The sequence below is a fragment of the Auraticoccus monumenti genome (assembly GCF_900101785.1).
GTDB lineage: Bacteria > Actinomycetota > Actinomycetes > Propionibacteriales > Propionibacteriaceae > Auraticoccus > Auraticoccus monumenti.
This window is the reverse complement of sequence record NZ_LT629688.1, coordinates 3,367,530-3,389,250: the sequence shown is the minus strand read 5'-3', so window position 1 is coordinate 3,389,250 and position 21,721 is coordinate 3,367,530. Positions and strand designations below refer to the sequence as shown.

General features: G+C 72.4%; 22 protein-coding genes and 3 tRNA genes. 14 read left to right on the top strand and 11 right to left on the bottom strand.

The features are described 5' to 3' along the window. Positions 1-23: 23 nt before the first annotated feature. The 3 genes from BLT52_RS15755 (at position 24) to BLT52_RS15745 (ending at position 3,234) form a co-directional block, all read left to right on the top strand. On the top strand, positions 24-881 hold the full coding sequence (locus BLT52_RS15755; RefSeq protein WP_231946347.1) for a glycosyltransferase family 2 protein: 858 nt from the start codon (positions 24-26) through the stop codon (positions 879-881). 144 nt (positions 882-1,025) lie between these two features. Further along, a complete protein-coding gene (locus BLT52_RS15750) occupies positions 1,026-1,484 on the top strand; it encodes an adenylyltransferase/cytidyltransferase family protein (protein ID WP_090594878.1) in 459 nt (152 codons plus the stop codon). Positions 1,485-1,602: 118 nt separating this feature from the next. Then, positions 1,603-3,234: a fibronectin type III domain-containing protein gene (locus BLT52_RS15745; protein ID WP_090594876.1), complete on the top strand. Its 1,632-nt coding sequence runs from the start codon at positions 1,603-1,605 to the stop codon at positions 3,232-3,234. A 98-nt stretch (positions 3,235-3,332) separates the two neighbouring features. Here the strand turns inward: BLT52_RS15745 and BLT52_RS15740 are convergent, their stop codons facing one another. Continuing rightward, entirely contained in the window at positions 3,333-4,514 is a 1,182-nt protein-coding gene (locus BLT52_RS15740) for a CDP-glycerol glycerophosphotransferase family protein (protein WP_157677181.1), read from the bottom strand. A 35-nt stretch (positions 4,515-4,549) separates the two neighbouring features. Between BLT52_RS15740 and BLT52_RS15735 the strand changes: the two genes are divergently transcribed. Next, positions 4,550-5,431, top strand: coding sequence for a PPK2 family polyphosphate kinase (locus BLT52_RS15735; RefSeq protein WP_090594873.1), 882 nt, complete (start codon positions 4,550-4,552; stop codon positions 5,429-5,431). A gap of 28 nt (positions 5,432-5,459) precedes the next feature. Here BLT52_RS15735 and BLT52_RS15730 read toward each other — a convergent pair whose 3' ends face one another. Further along, positions 5,460-6,350 carry a helix-turn-helix domain-containing protein gene (locus BLT52_RS15730; RefSeq protein WP_090594872.1) on the bottom strand — a complete coding sequence of 297 codons (891 nt, stop codon included), beginning with the start codon at positions 6,348-6,350 and terminating at the stop codon, positions 5,460-5,462. 26 nt (positions 6,351-6,376) lie between these two features. On the opposite strand from BLT52_RS15730, the gene BLT52_RS15725 reads away from it, so the two are divergent. Further along, on the top strand, positions 6,377-6,757 hold the full coding sequence (locus tag BLT52_RS15725; protein ID WP_090594870.1) for a VOC family protein: 381 nt from the start codon (positions 6,377-6,379) through the stop codon (positions 6,755-6,757). Positions 6,758-6,857: 100 nt separating this feature from the next. Here BLT52_RS15725 and BLT52_RS15720 read toward each other — a convergent pair whose 3' ends face one another. The 3 genes from BLT52_RS15720 to BLT52_RS15710 all read right to left on the bottom strand — a co-directional run bounded on the left by BLT52_RS15720 (position 6,858) and on the right by BLT52_RS15710 (position 9,779). Further along, positions 6,858-7,652 carry a sirohydrochlorin chelatase gene (locus BLT52_RS15720; protein WP_090594869.1) on the bottom strand — a complete coding sequence of 265 codons (795 nt, stop codon included), beginning with the start codon at positions 7,650-7,652 and terminating at the stop codon, positions 6,858-6,860. A 116-nt stretch (positions 7,653-7,768) separates the two neighbouring features. Next, positions 7,769-8,749 carry a YihY/virulence factor BrkB family protein gene (locus BLT52_RS15715; protein WP_157677180.1) on the bottom strand — a complete coding sequence of 327 codons (981 nt, stop codon included), beginning with the start codon at positions 8,747-8,749 and terminating at the stop codon, positions 7,769-7,771. A gap of 79 nt (positions 8,750-8,828) precedes the next feature. Then, complete coding sequence (locus BLT52_RS15710; protein ID WP_157677179.1) at positions 8,829-9,779, bottom strand: zinc-dependent alcohol dehydrogenase; 951 nt, start codon at positions 9,777-9,779, stop codon at positions 8,829-8,831. 132 nt (positions 9,780-9,911) lie between these two features. Between BLT52_RS15710 and BLT52_RS15705 the strand changes: the two genes are divergently transcribed. After that, on the top strand, positions 9,912-10,718 hold the full coding sequence (locus BLT52_RS15705; RefSeq protein ID WP_090594864.1) for a GAF domain-containing protein: 807 nt from the start codon (positions 9,912-9,914) through the stop codon (positions 10,716-10,718). 66 nt (positions 10,719-10,784) lie between these two features. After that, complete coding sequence (locus BLT52_RS20930; protein ID WP_157677178.1) at positions 10,785-10,937, top strand: hypothetical protein; 153 nt, start codon at positions 10,785-10,787, stop codon at positions 10,935-10,937. A gap of 168 nt (positions 10,938-11,105) precedes the next feature. Here BLT52_RS20930 and BLT52_RS15700 read toward each other — a convergent pair whose 3' ends face one another. Then, on the bottom strand, positions 11,106-11,588 hold the full coding sequence (locus BLT52_RS15700) for an Lrp/AsnC family transcriptional regulator (RefSeq protein WP_090594863.1): 483 nt from the start codon (positions 11,586-11,588) through the stop codon (positions 11,106-11,108). 132 nt (positions 11,589-11,720) lie between these two features. On the opposite strand from BLT52_RS15700, the gene ald reads away from it, so the two are divergent. The 4 genes from ald to BLT52_RS15680 all read left to right on the top strand — a co-directional run bounded on the left by ald (position 11,721) and on the right by BLT52_RS15680 (position 16,845). Beyond that, entirely contained in the window at positions 11,721-12,836 is a 1,116-nt protein-coding gene (gene ald / locus BLT52_RS15695) for an alanine dehydrogenase (RefSeq protein WP_197679397.1), read from the top strand. Positions 12,837-13,020: 184 nt separating this feature from the next. Beyond that, a complete protein-coding gene (locus BLT52_RS15690) occupies positions 13,021-14,097 on the top strand; it encodes a LacI family DNA-binding transcriptional regulator (protein ID WP_090594860.1) in 1,077 nt (358 codons plus the stop codon). A 94-nt stretch (positions 14,098-14,191) separates the two neighbouring features. Next, the gene (locus BLT52_RS15685) at positions 14,192-15,820 is read left to right on the top strand and encodes an extracellular solute-binding protein (protein WP_157677177.1); all 1,629 of its coding nucleotides are present in this window, start codon (positions 14,192-14,194) and stop codon (positions 15,818-15,820) included. Continuing rightward, positions 15,820-16,845 (top strand): hypothetical protein, encoded by a 1,026-nt coding sequence (locus tag BLT52_RS15680; RefSeq protein ID WP_090594857.1) that lies wholly within the window; start codon positions 15,820-15,822, stop codon positions 16,843-16,845. Before BLT52_RS15685 ends, BLT52_RS15680 begins: the two co-directional genes overlap by 1 nt. 101 nt (positions 16,846-16,946) lie before the next feature. On the opposite strand, the gene BLT52_RS15675 is transcribed toward BLT52_RS15680, so the two are convergent. Together BLT52_RS15675 and BLT52_RS15670 are read right to left on the bottom strand one after the other, a co-directional pair. Next, the gene (locus BLT52_RS15675; RefSeq protein WP_090594856.1) at positions 16,947-17,174 is read right to left on the bottom strand and encodes a helix-turn-helix domain-containing protein; all 228 of its coding nucleotides are present in this window, start codon (positions 17,172-17,174) and stop codon (positions 16,947-16,949) included. Then, entirely contained in the window at positions 17,174-17,671 is a 498-nt protein-coding gene (locus BLT52_RS15670) for a DUF2975 domain-containing protein (RefSeq protein WP_090594854.1), read from the bottom strand. The genes BLT52_RS15675 and BLT52_RS15670 overlap by 1 nt, the downstream gene beginning before the upstream one ends. Before the next feature lie 206 nt (positions 17,672-17,877). Between BLT52_RS15670 and BLT52_RS15665 the strand changes: the two genes are divergently transcribed. From BLT52_RS15665 to BLT52_RS15655, 3 genes are read left to right on the top strand one after another with little or no spacing between them, the layout of a single operon-like run. Continuing rightward, positions 17,878-18,591, top strand: a complete 714-nt coding sequence (locus tag BLT52_RS15665; protein WP_197679073.1) for a hypothetical protein — start codon at positions 17,878-17,880, stop codon at positions 18,589-18,591. Positions 18,592-18,642: 51 nt separating this feature from the next. Continuing rightward, the gene (locus tag BLT52_RS15660) at positions 18,643-20,646 is read left to right on the top strand and encodes a sensor histidine kinase (RefSeq protein ID WP_197679072.1); all 2,004 of its coding nucleotides are present in this window, start codon (positions 18,643-18,645) and stop codon (positions 20,644-20,646) included. Next, positions 20,643-21,299: a response regulator gene (locus BLT52_RS15655; protein ID WP_197679071.1), complete on the top strand. Its 657-nt coding sequence runs from the start codon at positions 20,643-20,645 to the stop codon at positions 21,297-21,299. The genes BLT52_RS15660 and BLT52_RS15655 overlap by 4 nt, the downstream gene beginning before the upstream one ends. 98 nt (positions 21,300-21,397) lie before the next feature. Here the strand turns inward: BLT52_RS15655 and BLT52_RS15650 are convergent. The 3 genes from BLT52_RS15650 to BLT52_RS15640 form a co-directional block, all read right to left on the bottom strand. After that, positions 21,398-21,472 (bottom strand) — tRNA-Val (locus BLT52_RS15650). Positions 21,473-21,502: 30 nt separating this feature from the next. Continuing rightward, a tRNA-Cys gene (locus BLT52_RS15645) sits at positions 21,503-21,573 on the bottom strand. Positions 21,574-21,607: 34 nt separating this feature from the next. Continuing rightward, a tRNA-Gly gene (locus tag BLT52_RS15640) sits at positions 21,608-21,679 on the bottom strand. Positions 21,680-21,721 lie beyond the last annotated feature (42 nt).

Genomic DNA, 21,721 nt, shown 5'->3' with positions numbered 1-21,721 from the left:
CCCCCTTACCCACCTTCGGGGTGGTGATCCTGACGCAGGGACGGCGCCCTGAGGACCTGCAGCGCGGGATCGACTCGCTGCTGGCCCAGCGCGACGTCGTGCTCGACGTCGTCGTGGTGGGCAACGGGTGGCGCCCGGTCGGTCTGCCGCCGGGCTTCAAGGCCCTGCACCTGCCCGACAACGTGGGGATCCCGGCCGGCCGCAACGAGGGCGTGCCGCACGTCAGCGGTGAGCACCTGTTCTTCCTCGACGACGACGCCTGGCTGCTGGACGTCGGCTTCCTCGCCGACTGCGCCGAGGTGCTGCGCCGCGACCCCGGCATCGGCATGCTGCAGCCACGGATCATGGACCCCGACAGCCAGCTGCAGCCGCGACGCTGGATCCCCCGGATCCGCAAGGGCGACCCCACCGTCAGCAGCGACGCCTTCTCGGTGGTGGAGATGGCCGTGGTGGTCCGCCGCTCGGTCTTCGACGCCACCCGGGGCTGGCCGCGCACCTTCTTCTACGCCCACGAGGGCATCGAGCTGGCCTGGCGGGTCTGGGAGACCGGGCACCGCACCGTCTACCACGGCCAGCTGCGTGCCGGGCACCCGGTGATCAACCCACGTCGGCACGCCGAGTACCTGCACATGAACGCGCGCAACCGGATCTGGCTGGCCCGCCGCAACCTGCCCTGGCCGTTCTCCTGGGCCTACGTCGCGTCCTGGACGCTGATCACCCTCGTCCGCTGGTGGCGGCGCCCGGAGGACCTGCGCAGCTGGTTCGTGGGCTGGCGCGCCGGGTGGCGGGAGTGCCCGTGGGCGGCGGGGGAGCCGCGCCGCCGGCTGCGCTGGCGCACCATCGCCGCGATGGGCGCGCACGGGCGCTGGCCGGTGGTCTGAGCCCGTCCGCCGGGTGGTGGGGGCTGAGCGCGTCGCGGCACCGATGACACCCGGGCGTTCACCGGACGTCCATCCGCTCCACCTGGCGCCCTGCGTGCTAGCGTCGGCTGGTTCTCCGACCCCGATCGACCAGGAGCCCGACCCTTGACCACCGTCATCACCTACGGCACGTTCGACCTGTTCCACATCGGCCACCTCAAGCTGCTGCAGCGGCTGGCCGACCTGGGCGACCGGCTCGTGGTCGGGGTGTCCTCCGACGAGTTCAACAAGATCAAGGGCAAGAACGTCATCGTCCCCTACGCCCAGCGCGCCGAGATCGTGTCCTCGATCCGCTACGTCGACGAGGTCTTCCCCGAGGACGACTGGGCGCAGAAGCGCAGCGACATCGCCCGCTTCGGCGCCGACGTCCTCGGCATGGGCCACGACTGGGAGGGCAAGTTCGACGACCTGTCCGACGTGGTCCGGGTGGAGTACCTGCCCCGCACCGACGGCGTCTCCACCACCGAGATGAAGCGCGTGCTGAGCGCCTTCGACGAGGTGCACGTGGCCGAGCTGAAGCGGACCCTGGACTCGCTGAGCGAGATCGTCAAGCAGCTGAGCTGAGCCCGTCCGCCCGGGAACGGCCCGGCTTGGTCCGGAGGGTGGCGGGGACGTACAGTACGGCCCACGTGCCGGGACACCAGTCCCTCGGGGGTGCGTCGGACCACCCCAGGGGAACGCCATGTCGACCTCCCGCCGCGCCCAGCGGGCCGTGCTCACCGGGCTGCTCGCCCTCCTCCTCGCCCTCGGGTCGGGGCTGGCCCCCGCGCCGGCCTCGGCGGAGACCGCCGCCCCCTCGGGTCTGCGGGCGGTCAGCCGCTCCACCACCGGGCTGACCTTCGCCTGGGACCGCGTCGCCGGGGCGCCCCAGTACCGGTTGGCCGTCTCCAGCTCCTCGAGGATGACCGGGGCCACCTACCTGCGCGAGACGTCGCTGGTGCAGGAGGTCACCGGGCTGCGGAGCGCGACCACCTACTACGCTCAGGTGCGGGTCATCTCCACCGGCGGGGCGAACCTCGGCCCGTACTCCCCGGTGGTGAAGGTCAGCACCCTGGGCTCCGGCGGCTACCCCCTCCTCGCGCCCGTCGGCCTCAGGGCGAGCGTCCCCACCAGCGGCTCGGTCCGGCTGGACTGGAAGGAGCGCGCCCGGTCGGGGGAGCGCTACCGGGTCCAGTACTCGACCTCCTCCAGCATGAGCAGCGCCTCCTACGTCCGCACCACCGACAACGACCTCGACCTGGCCGGGCTGAAGCCCTCCACCCGCTACTGGTTCAAGGTGCGGGTCATCACCGGGGACTCCGCCGGCACCAACCGCAGCGACTACTCCCCGGCGGTCAGCCTCACCACCACCGCCCGTCCCGCCTCGGTCTCCCAACCGCTGGTCGTGGGCAGCTACAACGTCAAGTGCGCCAACTGCTTCGACGGCCTGGCCGACGAGCTGCCCTGGGCGCAGCGCCGCGACGTCGTGGCCGCCACCATCGAGGGCGAGCGTCCCGACGTGGTGGGGCTGCAGGAGGCCTCGCAGGGGTGGCTGAAGACGTCCTCGGGGGCCTCGGTGGACCGGAGCCAGTTCGAGGACCTGGTCCGGGCCCTCGGCTCGCCCTACAAGCTGACCAACAGCCACCGCAACAACTGCGTGAACTCCAAGACCCCCACGGGCTGCGTGTACGCCGACCGCGGCGCCTCGCAGGGCACCCGGCTGCTCTACGACAGCAGCCGGGTCAGCCTGCAGGCGGCGGGGTCGAAGCTGCTGGCGTCGAAGGAGGGCTCGAACGCCCGCTACGCCGCCTGGGGCCGCTTCACCCAGCTCAGCACCGGCCGGAAGTTCCTGGTGGTCAACGCCCACCTGGAGCCTCGCGACTCCAGCTCGTCGAAGACCAACTGGGACCTGCGGCGCCGGCAGGCCACCGAGCTGGTCCAGCTGATCGCGGCGCAGCGCCAGGGGCTGCCCGTCATCGTGACCGGCGACCTGAACAGCCACAAGTGGACGCCCTACGGCAACGCCCCCCGCGACCTGCTCACCTCCGCCGGTCTGGTCGACCCGCTGGGCAACGGCTACGAGACCACGTGGACCGCACCGGGGGCCACGGTGGAGAAGCGGGTCCGCACCGACCTGAGCAGCTACAACGGCTTCGCGCGGACCGCACCGGCCTTCGACTACATCAACGGCACCTACCTCGACTACGTGATGACCACCCCGATGCGGGTGAGCGAGTGGGAGACCGTGGCCCGGCTGGACTCCTCGGGCCGCTTCGTCGGCACCATCCCGTCCGACCACAACATGGTGCGGGCGACGGTCTGGCTGCCCCGCTGAGGTAGCCGGCTGCTGCGCCGGGGTGGCGGCCCGTCCCGCCGAGGTGGTGTCGCGCTGAGCTGGCTGCCACCGCGGAGGTCCGACGGCGGGCGGGTTCGTCAGCCGAAGGTGGCGAGCACCCGCTCGACCGCGGCCTCGAAGCGGTCGCTGGCCGAGCCGGGGGTGGTGTCGCCGAACAGGTGCTCGACCCGACGGCGGTGCTCCTCGTGCGGACCGGTCGACAGCAGGGCGCGGACCCGCTCCGCCCCGGTGCCGGCCTCCCCGGCGTGCAGCTCCGGCACCCAGGAGGCGATGCCCTCGGGGTCGCGCCACGCGGCCGGCTCCACCGGCGCGGTCAGCAGCAGCGGCCGCCCCAGCCCGAGGACGTCCATGGCCATCGCGGAGACGTCGCACACCGCGACGTCGGCCTCGCCCAGGGCGCGTTCGGCGTCCGGTCCGCGGTCCAGCCGGTGACCGGCGGAGGGGTCGGCGGTCGTGAGCAGCCGCTCCACCTCGGCCAGCGCCGCGGCGTGGTCGCGCCGGTGGGTGCCGGTCAGCGGGTGCGGGCGGACCACCACGCGCAGACCGGGGTCGGTCAGCAGCGAGCGCACCAGCGCCACCCCGTGGGAGAGCATCGAGCCGTAGGACATCGCCGGGCTGTCCCCCTCCCAGGTGGGGGCGTACAGCACCGTGCGACGACCGTCGGCGCGCACCGGGGCAGGAGGCACGTGGTCCAGCTGGGGACGCCCGACCGGGATCAGCCGGTCGGGGTCGAGCCCCCAGACGGCGTCCAGGATCCGGTCCGCCGACGCCCGGCCGGCGACGAAGCAGAAGTCGTAGGCCCGCAGCTGGTGGGAGACCATCGAGACCTTGTTGCTCTCGCCGTGGCTGAGGTGGACGTGGCGCTGCCCGGTGGTGCGGAGCATGGAGAAGTTGGGCTGGGCGTTGTTGACGTAGAGGACCAGTCGGACGGCGTGGCGCTCGAGCACCCGGTCGACCGCGGGAGGGGTGCGGGTGAGGTGCACCGGCAACGTGGTGGCCCGGGCCAGCGCGCGGGCCGTCGCCGGCTGGGTGGCCAGCACCAGGACGGGACGTCGCCGGGCCAGCCGCTCGAGCGGGCGCAGCCACTGCTGGGCCTGGTAGAGGTGGGCCGGGGGGTGGCTGAACCACAGCGCGCACGGGAACCCGCCCTCACGGCCGGCCCGCTGGGCGGTCAGCTCGGCCTCGATGGCGGGCAGCTGCGCACGGACCCGGGCCCGTCCTGCGGTCTGCTGGGCGAGCCGCCACGCGGACCTGGTCACCGACACGGGTGCAGACACTACGGCAGACTCCGACCATGACGAAGACGCCGACCGTGCCGCCCGAGCCCGACCGCCCGCTGCACGAGCTGCTGCGGCTCCCCGCCGGCGAGGTCGACCTCACCGCCCTCGACCCGCGCGGCACGCCCGGCTACCCCGGTGCGGGCAAGGAGGACGCCCCGGAGCTGACCCAGGCGCTGGCCCCGGCGCTGTCGGACCTGCAGGAGCGTCTCTACGCCGCCGGACGGGTCGGCGCGGAGGGGACGCCGTCGGTGCTCGTCGTGCTGCAGGGGATGGACACCTCGGGCAAGGGCGGGGTGATCCGCCACGCGATCGGGATGGTGGACCCCCAGGGTGTCCAGCTGACCGCCTTCAAGGCCCCCACCGAGGAGGAGCGCGGCGAGCACTACCTCGAGCGGGTCCGCCGCGCGCTGCCCCGCCCCGGGGCCATCGGCATCTTCGACCGCTCCCACTACGAGGACGTCCTGATCGCGCGGGTGGAGGAGCTGGTGCCGCCGGAGGAGTGGGAGCGCCGCTACGAGGAGATCAACGCCTTCGAGGCCGAGGTGATCGCCTCGGGCACCCGGGTGGTCAAGTGCTTCCTGCACATCTCCGCCGCGGAGCAGGGCGAGCGGCTGGCCGAGCGGCTGGAGAAGCCGGAGAAGCACTGGAAGTACAACCCCGGCGACATCGACGCCCGGCTCCGCTGGTCGGACTACCAGGACGCCTACACCGCGGCGCTGCAGCGGTGCTCCACCCAGCTCGCCCCCTGGCACGTGGTGCCGGCGGACCGCAAGTGGTACCGCAACTGGGCGGTCGCCCAGCTGCTGCTGGAGACCCTCCGCTCCCTGGACCTCGAGTGGCCGACGGCCGACTTCGACGTCGAGGAGGAGGTGCGGCGGCTGTCGGCGACCCGCTGACGTCCTCCGCGCGAGCCCCGAAGGTCGCTCAGGTGGCGGCGCGCTGCTGGCGCAGCCGGGCCGGTGGCACCCCGGTGACGGCGGTGTAGTCGCGGGTCAGGTGGGCCTGGTCGAACCAGCCCAGCTCGGCGGCCACCTCGGCCACGCTCGCCCCGGTGCTGCTGAGCAGCTCGTGGGCGTCGAGCACCCGGGCCCGGCGCAGCAGCCAGCGCGGCGTGACGCCCAGGTGGGTGCGGCAGAGCCGCTGCAGCTGCCGCGGGGACAGGGCGACGCGCGCGGCGAGGTCCTCCACGCTGCGCAGCGTCCGTTCGGTGCGGGCCAGCCGCTCCACCGAGCGGGCGCGCTGCCCGTCCGGGCTGGGCACCCGGTCACCGACCACGCGGGTGGCCTCCGTCTCCAGCGCCTCGGCGCGGCCCGCGGGACCGTCGGCGCGCCAGACCGCGTCCAGGTCCCAGCCGGGCCAGATCTCGTCCCAGCGCAGCACCTGGTCGGTCAGGGTGTCGGCCGGCCGGCCGAGCAGGTCCGCGGCGGCGCCGGGGACGAGGTGCAGCCCGACCACCCAGCCGGAGGCGGGGAGGCTCGGGGCGAACCGGTGCTGCACCGGGACGCCGTGCACCAGCGCGGCCGGCAGGGTGTGCCCGTGCCGGACCTCCCCGGGCGGCCCGGCCTCGACGGTGAGGTGCAGGGTGGGGTGGGTGATCAGCGCCGACGAGGTCGGTGGCACCGGTCGGGACCAGGCCAGCGACCACACCTGCTCGACCCAGCGGCCCAGCGGCCCGGTCGGCGGGTAGGCGACCCGGACGACGTCCTGGACCAGCTGCTCCGGACGCAGCACCGCCCGCCACAGCCCCGGCAGCGGCCGGTCGCCGGGGACGTCCTCCGGCGGGTCGCCGGATGTCGCGTTCGTACAAGACCCCACCGGCGCAGCCTAGGAGGCTGGGGGCCATGAGCACACCCGTCAGCGAGCTGATCGCCTTCACCATCGACACCCCCGACGCCAGCCGGTCGGCCCGGTTCTACGCCGACCTCGCCGGTGGGGAGGTGACGGGGGAGTACCCCGAGCACGGCTACGCCTCGGTGGCCATCGGGGCGTACACCCTCAACTTCCAGGGGGTCCAGGGCTACGCGGCGCCGCGCTGGCCCGGCCAGGACCACCCGCAGCAGTTCCACCTCGACTTCCGGGTGGGCGAGCTCGAGCAGGCCGTCCAGCACGCCACCGGGCTGGGCGCGACGGTGGCCGCGGAGCAGCCGGCGCCTGAGGCCTACCGGGTGATGCTGGACCCCGACGGGCACCCTTTCTGCCTGTGCCCGCCGCAGCAGGGCTGAGGTCGGCCGAGCCCAGCGGACGCGAGGTCGGCAGGCGGGGCCCCGCAGGACGACGAACGGGCCACCCCGCCGCGGACGGTGGGGTGGCCCGTCGGGCGGGTCAGGCGCCGACGACGCTGAGGTGGCGCTCCTCGACGTCCTCGACCGGTGCCTGCTCCTCGTCGAAGGTGATCAGCTCCATGGCGGCCACGACGTAGCGGGCCAGGGTGAGGTCGAGCAGCTCGGGGTGGTCGCCGAAGGGCTCGCTGATGGCCTCCACGCCCAGCGTGCGGGCCACCTCGACCTGCTCGCGGTAGGCGGTGTCGGCGGTCAGGTGCCAGGAGCCGACGGCCACGTGGCGACGTCCCTGGGCGTGCAGCGAGCGCAGCGCCGAGGACAGGCCGGCGGCACCGTCGGCCACCACGCAGGGCAGCTTGTGGTGCAGCGACCACTGCCGGGCGCGACGGGCCAGGATGGCGCTGCTGCGGACGTCGTCGGTGCTCGAGGTGGCCAGCACCAGGGCGTCCAGCTCGGTGGCGTGCACCTCGAGCAGGGCCTCGCGCAGCCGGCGGTCGACCAGGTTCAGCAGGTTGGCCTCGGGCCCGATCGGCTTGGAGGCGACCACACGCAGCCCGGGGTGGGCGGCACGCACCGTCCGCAGCAGGGCCTCGACGGACTCGTCGGCCCCGAAGGCGCGGCAGATGTCGAGCGGCACGAGCACGATCTCCTCGACGCCGGAGCGCACCAGCTGGCTGACCACCTGGGGTCCGGACGGGGGGCAGTGGTCCAGGAACGCCACGTGCACCTCGAGCCCCGGACGCATCGCCTTCAGTCCCTTGCGCATGCAGTGCGTGACCTGGGCGACGCCCGGGTCAGAGCTACCGCTGGCAAGCAGGACGAGGGCTGGGGCAGACATGGGAGTCCTTCCTGGGACTGTCGTTCACAGGCTGAGACGAGCACTGCAGCACCCACCCTTGTGCTGCCCGTGCCCTCCTCGCAAATCGTCTTCTCAAACTGTGAGACGTGAGTCCATCATGTGGACGTCGCCGGTTCCGACTCCTCGTGCAGGCCGGACAGCCGGGGCCAGACGCGGTCCACCGCGGAGTTGAACGCGGCGCCGAGCAGGATGGCGATCGAGACGAGGTAGAGCCACAGCAGGACGGCGATCGGCGCGGCCAGCGGCCCGTAGATCGACGTCGTCCCGGTGGCCTGGGTGAGCACCACCCGCAGCGCCCAGCTGCCCGCCACCCAGAGCACCAGGGTCAGCCCGGCACCCGGGAGGTCGCTGCGCCACCGGCTGCGGTGGGGGACCGAGAGGTGGAAGACCGTGGCCAGCAGGCAGACCGAGAGCAGCAGCACCACCGGCCAGTAGAGGAGCCCGACCGCCGACAGGGTGTCCGGGACGACCAGGTCGATCAGGGAGGGGCCGGCCAGGATCAGCGGCAGCACGATGACGCCCATCAGCAGGAACACCAGGTAGACCACCACCGACAGCAGCCGGGTGCGGACCACGCCGCGCTCGCCGGCCATCCCGTACATGATCGTGATGGTCTCGATGAAGACGTTCATCGACCGTGACCCGGCCCAGACCGCGATCAGGAACCCGATCGAGATGATGTCGGGCCGTCCGCTGGTCAGCACCTCGTCCACCGTGGGTTGGATCACCGTGGCCACGGCGTCGCCGGTCAGCGCCGCCGAGGCGAGCTGCAGCAGCTGGTCGCGGAAGGCGGCCACCGCGTCCACGCCGAAGACCCCGGCCACGAACCCCACCGCACCGACCAGCCCGAAGACCATCGGCGGGAGGGAGAGGATGGCGAAGAACGCCGCCTCCCCGGCCAGGCCGGTGAGGCGGTGGGTGAGGGCGACGGCCAGGGTCAGCCGGACCACGCGCAGCGGACCCCGGGAGTCGCCGACCCCGACCACGAACCGGCGGACCAGGCGGGTGCGGGTGAGCAGCCGCTGCCTGACGGTGGTGGTCCGGCGACGCTCGGCGTCTGTCTCCGGTTGGTCCATCGTGGCGAGCATAGGACGGGCTGCTCCCGGGCCGCGGCCGACGCGCTCTGGCTGGCGGCGCCCTCGCTCGTCGCGCCGGTCAGGGGCGGATGAGCACCTTGACCCGGCCGACGCGCTGGTCCGCCGCGGTGCGGTAGGCCTCGGGCACCTCGTCCAGGCCGAAGACGTGGGTGACCACCCGGCCCAGCACGTCGGCGTGCTGGTGGACGTGCTCCACGCCGCGGGTGAGGAACCGGGTCCAGTGCTGGGTGGTGCCGGTGCGCAGGACTGCGCCCCGGCGGAAGAAGGTGCGCATCGGAAAGGGGTAGTCGTCATGGTCGGGGACGCCGAAGGCCACCACCTGCCCGTCCACCGCGACCAGGTGGCAGGCGTCCTCGAAGGTCTCGGTGCCGTGCCCGACGGCCTCGAAGACCAGGTCGAAGGTGCTGCCGATGCCCACCAGGTGGCGCGAGGGGGCGGTGACCAGCTCGGCCACCCCGAAGTCCGCGGCCAGCGCGGAGCGGTCGAGGGGGTCCACGCCGGTCACGGTGGCGCCCAGGGTGGAGAGCACGTGGGCGGCCAGCAGACCGGTGCTGCCCAGGCCGATCACCAGCGCCGTGCGACCGCGAAGGTCGCCGACGTCGCGCAGGGCGGAGAAGACGGTGCCGGTGGGCTGGGCCACCACGGCGACCTCGTCGGGGAGGTCGTCGGGCAGCGGCACCACCTGGGCGGCCGGGAGCACCTGCTGCTGACGCAGACCGTCGTGGGTGGTCGACATGGCCAGCACCCGCTGCCCGACGGGGAGGCGCTCGGAGCCGGACGCGCGGACCACACCGACCAGCTCGTGCAGCGGGCAGCCCTGGCGCGACTCGCCAGGCCGGATCGGCTGCACCCCGCTCCAGCGCGGGATGTCGGAGCCGCAGATGCCTGCCAGCCGGGTCTCCAGCAGCACCTGCTCGGGTCCGACCGAGTCCGGGGGCACCACCGGCACCGTGCCCGGCACCATGGTCCTCGGCGACTGCAGGTCCCAGCTCCACCACGTCTCGGCCACGGCCCCACTGTGGCAGAACCGCCGACGGGCGTGGCCGGTGTCCCGGGCAGCGGGTGCTCCTGGGGGTCGACCGGGCACCCCGCGCCGGCGGACCCGGCGGCGATGTCAGTGGGCTGGTCGATACTGGCTCACGTGAGCGAGGTGAGCAGGTCGGACCGGTCGGCGACGCGGCTGGAGCTCAAGGCGTGGCTGGCCGCCAACGTCGAGCGGCACAGCGTCGCGGTGTCGGTGGCGACCATCCTGGTGGCCTGGCTGGCCGGTGTGGGAGGGGCGCTGGGCTCCCAGGTGGACTCCTGGGGCTGGCCCCTGTTCGGGCTCTCGATCGGTCTGGCCCTGGTGGCCGGGGCCCTGGAGGCCCTCAACGCCTGGGCCAAGAAGCGCTCCGACGAGGCCCAGCGCGGCGCCGCGGCACAGCTGGGCATGGCGGTGAAGGACGGGTTGCGGCCGGTGGCGGAGCTGATCGCCCAGATGCCGCAGGCCGGCAAGGTGGAGCGGGAGCACCTGCTGGGCATGGTGGCGCTGCAGGCCACCTCGGGGCTCTACCTGCTGTTCGCCCAGATCCCGGGGGTCCGGGCCGTGGTGTACCGGCTCGACGAGGCCGGTGACCGGCTGGAGCAGATCGCCTACTACGGCCGGGGCGACACGCCCGGCACCTTCGAGCGGCACCCCGGCGGACGGCCTGACCCGGCCTTCGAGGCCCTGGCCGACAACCGCACCCGGGTGGTGCACGACGTGCTGACCGAGCCCACCGAGCACGGCACCGACCACGGGTACCGCACCTACGCCGCCGTGCCGGTGGTGACGCGCGACGTGCCCCACGGCATGCTCACCGTGGACGCCCCGCAGCCGCACTCCTTCACCGCGACCGACGTCGCGGTGGCGGAGTTCACCGCCGAGCTGCTCGCCGTCGCCTTCGCCGAGGCCGCCCGTGACCGCTGAAGTGTCAGAGCCCGCTGCCAGGATCAGCGGCGTACCATCAGGAGTGTCGAGCGAGGAGGTGGTGGGGTGGCCCTCACGATCAGGAACCCCAAGGTGGTCACGCCGCGGGTGCTGGACGAGCAGGAGATCGAGCAGATCCGGCGCCGGGCCCAGGAGCAGGTGCGCGCGGAGGAGCCGACGCTGATCCTGCGCCAGATGCGCGCCCGGCTGGCCGGCTGAGGCAGCCACCCCGGCTGCGGCTCCCGACCTGCGTCACCCGGACGCCCTCGGTCCTGCACCGGTGCCGTCGGGCACGGCGCTGCCCGTCACCAGCGCCCTGCCGTCAGGCAGGACTCTGCCCGTCGGGGACCGTCCGGTCCGGTGGACACCTCCGTGGGCCGCTGACGCTCACCACCCCTGGACGTGGTCGAAGACCACGTTGCTCTGGGTGGAGGCGACCTCGGGGTTGCTCGAGAGCTGGTCCAGCACGAACTCCCGCAGCGCGACGGCGTCCGGGACGGCCACGTGGACCAGGAAGTCGTCGTCACCGCCGAGGAAGAAGAGCTGGCGCACCTCGGGCAGTGCCCCGATCTGCTCGGTGAACCCGCGCAGGCGGTGCCGGGCGCCGGCGCGCACGCGCACCGAGATCATCGCCTGGAGGTGCTGACCGAGCGCGGGGAGGTCGACGTCGGCGTGGTAGCCGCGGATCACGCCACGTCGCTCGAGCTGGCGGATCCGTCCCAGGCAGGTGGACGCCGCAATCCCCACCTCCGCGGCCACCGCCTTGTTGGGTGTCCGGGCGTCGCGGCGCAGCACCGCGACGATGGCCAGGTCGACGGGGGTGAGCCGGGCGTGAACATCGTGCGGGCTCGGTCCGCGAGGCTGGCTCATGTCTGAACATCCTTCGGTATCAGAGGTCCATCTCGAGCGATCTACCCCTGATCTTCCGGAGGACGCGTCCGAAGTTCTAGCCTCAGCCCCAGAGTGACGAAGCGCTGCGACACGAGAGGACGAGCCATGGCCCTGGTGGTCGGTGTTCCCACGGAGATCAAGGACAACGAGAACCGGGTGTCCGTCCAGCCCGACGGCGTCGCCGAGCTGGTGCACCACGGCCACACCGTGCTGGTGCAGTCCGGCGCGGGGGAGGGCTCGCGCTTCTCCGACGCGGAGTTCGTCGAGGCGGGCGCGCAGGTGGTGGCCGGTGCCGACGAGGTGTTCGCCGGCGCCGACCTGGTGGTCAAGGTCAAGGAGCCGGTCCCGGAGGAGTACCGACGCTTCCGCGAGGGCCAGCAGCTCTTCACCTACCTCCACCTGGCCGCCGACCGCCGGCTCACCGAGTTCCTCGTCGAGCGACGGATCGACTCCATCGCCTACGAGACCGTCCAGACCCCCGACCACAAGCTGCCGCTGCTGACCCCGATGAGCGAGGTCGCCGGGCGGATGGCCGTCCAGGCGGCGGCGCACCACCTGGAGAGCCCGTCCGGCGGTTCCGGCGTGCTGCTGGGTGGCGTGCCGGGGACGCCGGCGGCCAAGGTGACCATCATCGGCGGCGGCGTGTCGGGCACCGAGGCGGCCAAGATCGCCGTCGGCATGCGCGCCATCGTCCGGGTCTTCGACACCAACCCGACCCGGCTGGCCTACCTGTCGGACATCTTCGAGGGCCGGGTGGACCTGGTGGTGCCTAACCGGGCGCGGCTGGCCGCCTACGTCGCCGACTCCGACGTGCTGATCGGGGCCGTGCTGGTGCCTGGGACCAAGGCGCCGAAGCTGGTCAGCCGGGAGATGATCGCCAGCATGCGCCCCGGCAGCGTGGCCGTCGACATCGCCATCGACCAGGGCGGCTGCTTCGAGACCAGCCGCCCCACCACGCACTCCGAGCCGACCTTCGTCGAGGAGGGGGTGGTGCACTACTGCGTGGCCAACATCCCCGGGGCGGTCGCCCGCACCGCCACCCTGGCCCTCACCTCGGCGACCCTGCCCTACCTGGTGCAGGTCGCCGACCTCGGCGTCCGCGAGGCCGCCCGTCAGCACGCCCCGCTGGGCGCCGGGCTGAGCACGCTCGGTGGTGCGCTGGTCAGCCAGCCGGTCGCCGAGGCGCACGGCATGGAGTGGAGCGAGGCCGCGGAGCTGCTGGGCTGACCTACCGGCACCCCGCGCGGCGGAGCCAGCTGGACGACGCCCCGCTCAACCGGCGAGGACGTCGCAGCCTCCCGCGGTTCGGATCCCAGGTGGGTCGGTCGGGCCGACCACTGGCGTCCTGCGTGGGTGCCGGGAGGTTGCAAGGGTTCCGGCGAGTCGGAGGGGAGTGACAGGATCAGCCGGCATGGGAGCCGTCGAGGGCCGTCACGCTCAGCTGCTACGCAGTCTCGGGCGCACCGGGACGGCTCGGCTTTCGGACCTGGCGGACGAGCTGAAGGTGTCGATGGCGACGTTGCGCCGCGACGTCGAGCTCCTGAGCCGCCAGGGCCGGTTGACCCGTCGACACGGGGCGGTGGAGCTGAACGACGCCGTAGGACGCCCGCAGCCGCCGAGCCGCACCTCGCCCGCTCCGGCGATCGGGATGATGCACGCGGAGAACCGCTACCTGGACCTCATCGCCCAGGCGGCCCACCGCGACGCCGAGCGACGCGATCACCGCTTCCTGGTCGAGCAGGTGGAGACCACCTCCGAGGCGAGGTCGGCCGCCCGCCGACTGCTGGAGGCCGGCTGCATCGGCCTCGTCTACTCACCCCAGTGGCGGACCGAGGCCGACGTCGACGAGCCGGTGCCGTGGTTGCTGCAGCTGGGCGTCCCCGTGGTCCTGGGCGGACGGGAGGTCGGGCCCGATCACCCTCTGTACGCCCTGGACTCGGTGATCGCTGATCACGCGTACGGGTTCCAGATGGCGCTGGACCACCTCCAGTCACTCGGACACACCCGGATCATGGCCAGCTTCCACGACGAGTCACCGCCGGGTCGGATGATGCGGGACTACTACCTCGCCCAGGTCGAGAGCCGCGGACTCGCCCGCCTCGGGCCCCCGCTGGTCACTCCCGAGGGAGTGGATCCCGCGGCGACGGAGGTGATGGTGCGAGCCGTCCTCGACACCCGGGCGACGGCGATCGTGGTGCACACCGATGTCTGGGCCCAGATGCTGGTCCGGGCCCTTCGTCGCGAGGGGATCGAGGTGCCCCGCGAGGTCTCGGTCGTCGCGTACGACGACATCGTGACCCCTGAGGTGGATCTTGCGCTGACGTCCATCTCGCCGCCGAAACACCCCCTGGGTGTGGAGGCCGTCGCGCTGCTGATGCGTCGCCACCGGCTCGCGAGAGCAGGTCTCGGACAGCCACCCATCGCCCACGTGCGGCTGCTGCCCGAGCTCGTCGTCCGCACCTCGACAGGGGTCGCCGTGGGACGGTAGTGAGCGTATTGAGCGATCTCGTTGCCTCCGCTCTGCGCCCGTCCCTACGGTCGACGCAGGTTCACCGATGAACCCCGTCGCGAGAAGAGCACCCATGAGTCCCAGTCCACAGATCTCCCGTCGCACACTGCTGGCCGGCGTGTCCGGTGCGGCCCTGCTCTCCGCCGGAGGTGTCTCGCTCACGGGGTGCGGCAGTCAGCCGACCACCTCCCCCGGGTCGAGCTCGGGTCCGCTCACGCTGCCCGCCTATACCCCGACCACCGGCGTCACGCCAGATCTCCCCGGGACCGAGACAGGCGTCCCGGACGCCTTCCTGCGCTACCCCGACCCGTTCGAGGCCACCACCGCGACGCCGGGCTCGGGGACGGCGGTCACCGCGCTCCTCAGCAGCTATGCCGTGTCCCCGACACCACCGCCCCAGAACGCCTACCTCGCCGAGCTCAACACCCGCCTCGGCGCGCCCCTGGAGCTGCAGGTCATCCCTGCCTCCGACTACGCCGCCAAGCTGGCCACGACCATCAGCGGCGAACAGCTCCCCGACCTGTTCGAGATGCTCCCGTCCCAGCCGCAGCTGCCGCAGCTGCTCAACGCCACCTGCGCCGACCTCACCGACCACCTCGCCGGTGATGCGATCAAGGACTACCCCAACCTCGCTGCCTACACCAACGACATGTGGCGGACCGTGGTGTTCGACAACCGGATCTACGGCCTACCCGTCCCCCGACCGGTCCAGTCGGGGGCGGCCTTCATCCGCACCGACCTCTTCGCCGCACGGGGTGTGGACCCGGACCCGAAGAGCTGGGAGGAGTTCGTGCAGGTGTGCCAGGACCTCACCGACCCCAAGGCCGGCCAGTTCGCCCTCAGCCAGCCACCGATCGCCTACCTCACCGGGGCGGTCGGCGGGCCCAACGAGTGGGCCGAGGTCGACGGAGCCCTCGTCCGCCTGCAGGAGACCGAGCAGTTCCGCCAGGCGATCGCCTGGTGTGCCGAGCTCCACCAGCAGGGCCTCATCCACCCCGACGCCTTCGCCGCGAACGCCACCACCCTGGGCAAGCAACGCCTCATCGGCGGCCAGATCGGCATCCACCCCGACGGCTTCTCCGCCTGGGGATCGCTGGCCCGGTTCCTCCCCGCCGACCAGCAGAACTCCGTCGGTGCGCTCAGCGTCCAGGGCTTCGCCGGCGCGAGCCCGACCTTCGCCGTCGGCGCCGGTTCCACGAACTTCACCGTGATCAAGAAGGCCGACGACGCTCGCGTGGTCGAGCTCCTGAAGATCATGGACTACCTGGCCGCGCCGTTCGGGTCGTCGGAGTTCCTGTTCCGCAAGTACGGCGACGAGGGGGCGCAGCACACCGTCTCGGAGGGGAACCCGACCCTGACCGAGCTCGGGACGAGTGAGGTCACTCCCGTCACCGAGGGTCTGGACTACCACCTCGTCGACGGGGTGAAGGTGGCCTACGAGGGCGCGCTGCAGGAGATCACCAAGGCCAAGCACGCGTTCGCCCTGGCTGCCGAACCCGGCTACGTGCGCAGTCCGGTGATCGGGGTCTACTCCGAGACCTACTCGCGGACCAACGCCGCCTTCACCCGGACCCTGACCGACCTCCAGACCGGCATCGTCACCGGGCGCCAGACGATGAAGGACCTCGAGGACGCGCTCGCGACCTGGAACGCCGGAGACGGAGCCAAGATCAAGCAGGAGCTCATGGAGGCGAAGTCCTGATGACACCGAACCCGGCCCTGCACCGCTACCGCCACGACCTGACCGACTTCGTGGAGTTCCTCCGAGGATGGCTCGAGGACTACCGGCTCGACGGTGTCGGGAGCTACACGCGGCACCTGCACCGGGAGGGCTACGACAGCACCCAGGTGGATGCCTACGGGTGCGCAGACGCGGCGAACATCCTCTACATGCTCGGTGCGCTGCCCGGTGCCGCCTCTGACCGGGCGTCGTGGATCCGGAGCCTGCAGTCGTTCCAGGAGCCCGGTACCGGCATCTTCACCGACGCCAGCCACTCGACGTTCCACACCACGGCCCACTGCATCGCGGCCCTGGAGCTCTTCGACGCCCGCCCCCTGCACCCGTTGACGTTCCTCGCCGGTCTGGCGGACCCCGGCCGGTTGAGGCAGTTCCTGGAGGACCTGGACTGGGACCGGCCGTGGCCGGCCTCCCACGACGCAGCCGGCGCCGCCTCGGCCCTGGCCATCACCGGCGAGGTCGGACCCGAGTGGTTCGAGGCCTACTTCGACTGGTTCGATGCCGAGGTCGACCCGTCCACTGGTCTGTGGCGGACGGGTCGGATGCTCCCCGTCGACGAGTACCCGGGTCTGTTCTCCAACCTGGGTGGGTCCTTCCACTACCACTTCGTGTACGACTACCTCCGCCAGCCGTGGCCCGCGGTCGACCGGCTGATCGACACCAGTCTCACCCTGCTCCACGACTCAGCCGCGACCTTCGCGGTGACGGACGTGGGTTTCAAGGAGATCGACCTCGTCTTCTGCCTCAGCCGTGCCCGTCGGCAGACCGCGTACCGGTTCGACGACGTCGGCGCGGCGCTGGATCTTCTCGTGGACCGCGTGGTCTCGGTGCTGGACGACCCGACCTACCGCAGCTCGACGTCCTTCGACGATCTGCACAGCACCTTCGGCGCCGTCTGTGCGCTGGCCGAGCTGCAGCGTGCCGTTCCCGGTTCGATTCACACCCCCGTCCCCCTTCGACTGGTGCTGGACCGGCGACCCTTCATCTGATCAGCCCGGTGCTGATGCCTCGGTGCCAGCCGGGTCGACCGGATTACGAGGACACCGAGGTGGGTCCGTGGGTGCGCCGAGCCGGCAGGGCCTCGTCGGGGTCATGAAGGCTCGAGGAACTCGTCGTCTGGTTCCCAGCGCAGCAGGTCGCCGGGCTGGCACCGGAGCACCCGGCAGAGTGCCTCGAGGGTCGTGAACCGGACCGCCTTGGCTCGTCCGTTCTTCAGCACCGCGAGGTTGGCCGGGGTGATGCCGACCTTGTCGGCGAGCTCACCCACGGCCATCTTCCGTCGAGCCAGCATGACGTCGACGTCGACCACGATCGGCATCAGATCACCTCGTCGAGCTCGGCCCGGAGGTGCAGGGCCTCGGTGTCGCGGGCGACGGCCTGCGCCAGCAGGGTGCGCATCACGAAGACCAGCAGCGCGGTCCCGGCGGCGGCGAGGGACAGCCCGCCGATCAGCAGCACGATGCCGGGCGCGACCGCCTCACCCGGCGCCAGCAGCACCCCGAGCGCCAGGGTCAGGAGCGCCGCGACCACCGCCGCGCCGATGACCACGTCGACGAACCGGAACGCCGCGTGGCTGAACACCGTGCCGCGGCGCACCAGGGTGAGCAGGCGCCAGATGCAGACCAGCGTGACCTGGACGCAGAGGAGGCCCAGCACCACGACCGCCATGATCGGGAACCGCAGGTGGGACAGCTCACCCGGTCCGTCCTCGGCGTCCCGGGCCAGGGCCCAGACCACCGCCACCTGCACCACGAGCGCCCCCGCCACCCCCAGGGCGATCACGAGCCTCAAGGCGATCACCACCAGCTGCCTCATCCCAGTCCCTTCATCGACGAACGATGTGAATCTATCGAATAACAACATGCTTGGCTAGATGTGCAGGCACTCAGGTGCCCGGGAAGTCGGGACACGTGGCCCTGCCGCCTGGGACACCGGGCCCGGCAGCCTTCCTGTCACGCCCACCGGGGCGAGACCTCCAGAGGTCGCCGTGCACCTCCCGTCGGGGGGAGAAGGAGCTCATCGTGTCATCGCAGTACCTCGTCGGTCAGGAGCCGGCACACGACCCCACGCCCGCGTCGGACGCCGCAGTCTCGGGGGGCGGCGTCCGGCGCGGCTGGGCCTGGGTCGGGGTGGCGGCCGGCATCGCCTCCATCGCCGGCATCCAGCTGTCCATGTCGCTCAGCCCCGTCTACGACGAGGCCAACCCGCCGACGCCCGAGTCGATCCTGCTGCACCTGTCCGGTCGCATCCCGCAGCTGCTGGCCTTCCACGTCGTCACCGTCGTCGCGGCCCTGCTGGTGCTGGTCTTCGCAGCCGGCCTCAAGCGGCGCCTGGACGCCCAGGCGCCTGCGGGGTCGCTGCTCCCGGCCCTGTCCGGCACCGGCCTGACCATCGTGTCGGTGATGATGATCCTCGGCACGGGCCTCAACACCGAGTTCACGTTCGGGTTGTCGCAGCCGGATCTGATGATCGCCAGCGACGTGTCCTTCTACTCCCACTGGATCGCCACCATCGAGTGGCTGTGGCTGACGGCCGGAGTCAGCGCCATCGCGGTCGGGCTGGCCGCCCTGCGGGGCGCCGCGCCCCGGTGGCTCGGGGTGACCAGCCTGGTGCTCGGCGTGCTGACGACCCTGCTCGGCATCTCCCCGCTGCAGTACCTGGCCGGCTTCGTGGGACCGGTGTGGCTGCTGGTGGCCGCGCTCGGGTTCGCCCTGGGTGACCGGCGGCGCAGCTGACCGGCGAAGTCCGGCGCACGGAGCCCAGCGCGCGCTTATGGTGCTGCTGAGATGACGACCACGCAGCACACCACGACGGCGGGTGCCGTCCGCGGCGGGATGCCGCGGACGGCGCTGGCCCTCGCGGTCACCGGCTGGCTGCTCGCCACGGTGGCGCTCCTGATGTACGTCACCTCCGAGCCGGACTTCACCGGGGACTGGCTGTTCATCGTGGTCGACGCCGTGGTCAGCGCCGTCTACGCCACCGTCGCGGCGGTCGTCCTGGCGCGACGCCGCCACGTCGTGGCCGGACTGCTGAGCGTGACCGCCGTCGGGGGCGGGCTGGCCGCCTTCGGCGGGGCCTACCTGCAGTTCACCACCGCCCGCGGGCTGGCGCCGGTGGAGCTCGTGCTGGCCCTGTTCGGCACCGCCTGGGTGCCCGGCACGCTGGCCCTGTTCCTGGTGGTGCCGTGGCTGGTCCGGGACCACCCGCTGGGCCGGGAGGTGTGGGGGGTGGTCGCCGGGGCGCTGGTGTCGGTGTCGTTCCTGGGTCTTCGCCTGGTCTGGCCGGACTCGTCCGCGCTCCTGACGGTCGTCGTCGGTGCCGTCGTCGTGATGGGCCTGGTCACCGCCGCGTCGGTGGAGTGGCGGCGTCGTCACGGACCGGTGGGGGAGCGCAACGGCCTCGGCTGGCTCGGGCTCGGCACCGCCGTGATGGCGCTGTCGTTCGCGCCCCTGCTGATCCCCTACGGCACCCTCCCGTTCTGGATCATCCCGGCGCTCCACCTCGCCTGCCAGGCCCTGTTCCCGGCGGCCATCCTGGCGGTGCTCCTCCGGTCACGTCTGTGGGGGCTGGAGCTGGTCGTGTCCCGCGCCGTCCTGGCCCAGACGCTGGTCCTCGGCCTGCTGGCCCTCTACCTGCTGGTGAGCGTGCTGGCCACCCGCCTGATCGGTGGTGACGGCCTCGCGCAGCTGGTCGCGGCGGCCACGGTCGTGGCGGCCGTGCAGCCGTCCCGGCTCTGGTTGCAGCGCCGGATCGCCGCCCTGGTCCACGGACAGGCGCACGACCCGCGCCGGGTGGCCGCGCGGATGGGCTCCCAGCTCGCCCGCGCCGCCTCCACCGAGGAGCTGCTGCAGTCCCTGGTCGAGACCGTCGGCAGCACCCTGCGGCTGGAGTCGGCGGCCCTGCTGGGCGAGGACACCGTGCTGGCCCGCTGGGGGACGCCGACCTCGACGCCGCAGCTGGTCGAGCTGCGGCACCGTGAGGAGCTGATCGGACGGCTGGCGGTGACCCTGCCTCCGGGGGAGTCCCTCGGGGCGCGGGGGACCGTGGCGCTGGAGGAGCTGAGCGTGGTCGTCGCCTCGGGGCTGACGCTCGCCCGCAGCGTCTGGGACCTCGAAGCCGCCCGCGACCGCCTCACCCGGGCCCGCCTGCAGGAGCGTCGGCTGATCCGCCGTGAGCTCCACGACGGGCTCGGCCCCTGGCTGGCCGGTCTGCGGCTCGGTCTGCGGGGCGCGGCCAACCTGGTGGAGCGGGACCCAGGGGCGGCGGTGACGATGCTGGGCGCGCTGCAGGCCGAGCTCGACCAGCGGATCGAGGACGTCCGCGGGGTCGCGCGCAGCCTGCTGCCACCGGTGCTGGACGAGCTCGGGCTCGCCGCGGCCCTGGAGGAGATGGTCGCCCGGAACCACGAGGGTGGCCTCACCGTCGAGCTGAGGGTGTCCGATCTGGACGGTCTGCCGGCGCCCGTCGCCGCGGCGGGTTACGCGATCGCCTCGGAGTCGGTCATCAACGTCGTCCGCCACGCCGGCGTGGACACCTGCGAGCTCTCGGCCGTGCTCCTCGACGGGGAGCTCCAGGTCACCTGCACCGACCGCGGCACCGGGGTCGACGACCGCGCCGTCGCGGGCGTGGGCACCACCGCCATGCGCGAGCGGGCGGCCGAGCTCGGCGGCACCTTCGACATCTCCCCGCACCTGCCCACGGGGACCCGTGTCCACGCGAGGATCCCCGTGCGGGTCCTCCACGACCCCCGGCAGACCGGGACGGCCGTCGCCGGGCAGGTGACGCCGTGAACGGCGGAGTCCTCCGGGTCGTGGTCGTCGACGACCACCCCCTGTTCCGGCTCGGCATGACCAGCCTGCTCACCTCGCTCACGGGTCTGGACGTGGTCGGCCAGGCCGCCGACGCCGCCACCGCGCGGACGCTGGTGGACGCGACCGTCGACGTGGTGCTGATGGACCTCGACCTCGGTGGGGAGTCCGGTATCGACCTCACCCGCGAGCTGGTGCGGGCCCATCCCGGGCTGGCGGTCCTGGTGGTCACGATGAGCGAGGCCGACGAGTCGGTGGCTGCGGCCATCCGGGTCGGGGCGCGGGGCTACCTGCTCAAGGACGCGACGCCGGAGGCGGTCGAGCGGGGCATCCGGGCGGTGGCGTCGGGGGAGATGATCATGGGTGCGCGCGTCGCGGCCCGTGCCATGTCCCACCTGGTCGGTGGGCGCACCGCGGTCCGCGTGCCCTTCCCCGAGCTGACCGCGCGGGAGCGGGAGGTGCTGGACCTGCTGGCCCGCGGCTACGACAACGCCGTCATCTCCCGGCGGCTGGTGCTCAGCCCCAAGACGGTGCGCAACCACGTGGCCACCATCCTGGCCAAGCTGTCGCTCTCGGACCGCCCCGCGGCGATCGTCCGGGCGCGGGAGGAGGGGCTGGGGCTCGACGAGGTCTGAGACGGGCGTCGGGTGCGGCACGGGTCCACGCGGCCGTCCTGCCTGGTGCAGAGACCAGAAGAGCCACCTTCGGATCTCTCCGAAAGTGGCTCTGATGCTGGTGGGCGATACTGGGTTTGAACCAGTGACCTCTTCCGTGTCAGGGAAGCGCGCTACCGCTGCGCCAATCGCCCGTGTGGAGTTGTGTCCCTCAGCGAGGAGAGAGGTGGGTACGGGATTCGAACCCGTGTGCACGGATTTGCAGTCCGTTGCCTCGCCTCTCGGCCAACCCACCATGAGGAAGACCTCCAGTGGTGGAGACCACTCCGAGCGGACGACGGGATTCGAACCCGCGACCCTCACCTTGGCAAGGTGATGCTCTACCCCTGAGCCACGTCCGCGTGCTGTCCTCGTCTCGTCCGGCTCTCGCCGACCTCGTCGAG

Coding starts and splice junctions, on each gene's coding strand:
- BLT52_RS15745 (WP_090594876.1), top strand. CDS start 1,603: ATGTCGACCTCCCGCCGCGCCCAGCGGGCCGTGCTCACCGGGCTGCTC.
- BLT52_RS15735 (WP_090594873.1), top strand. CDS start 4,550: ATGACGAAGACGCCGACCGTGCCGCCCGAGCCCGACCGCCCGCTGCAC.
- BLT52_RS15725 (WP_090594870.1), top strand. CDS start 6,377: ATGAGCACACCCGTCAGCGAGCTGATCGCCTTCACCATCGACACCCCC.
- BLT52_RS15720 (WP_090594869.1), bottom strand. CDS start 7,652: ATGTCTGCCCCAGCCCTCGTCCTGCTTGCCAGCGGTAGCTCTGACCCG.
- BLT52_RS15715 (WP_157677180.1), bottom strand. CDS start 8,749: ATGGACCAACCGGAGACAGACGCCGAGCGTCGCCGGACCACCACCGTC.
- BLT52_RS15700 (WP_090594863.1), bottom strand. CDS start 11,588: ATGAGCCAGCCTCGCGGACCGAGCCCGCACGATGTTCACGCCCGGCTC.
- BLT52_RS15690 (WP_090594860.1), top strand. CDS start 13,021: ATGGGAGCCGTCGAGGGCCGTCACGCTCAGCTGCTACGCAGTCTCGGG.
- BLT52_RS15685 (WP_157677177.1), top strand. CDS start 14,192: ATGAGTCCCAGTCCACAGATCTCCCGTCGCACACTGCTGGCCGGCGTG.
- BLT52_RS15680 (WP_090594857.1), top strand. CDS start 15,820: ATGACACCGAACCCGGCCCTGCACCGCTACCGCCACGACCTGACCGAC.
- BLT52_RS15675 (WP_090594856.1), bottom strand. CDS start 17,174: ATGCCGATCGTGGTCGACGTCGACGTCATGCTGGCTCGACGGAAGATG.
- BLT52_RS15670 (WP_090594854.1), bottom strand. CDS start 17,671: ATGAGGCAGCTGGTGGTGATCGCCTTGAGGCTCGTGATCGCCCTGGGG.
- BLT52_RS15660 (WP_197679072.1), top strand. CDS start 18,643: ATGACGACCACGCAGCACACCACGACGGCGGGTGCCGTCCGCGGCGGG.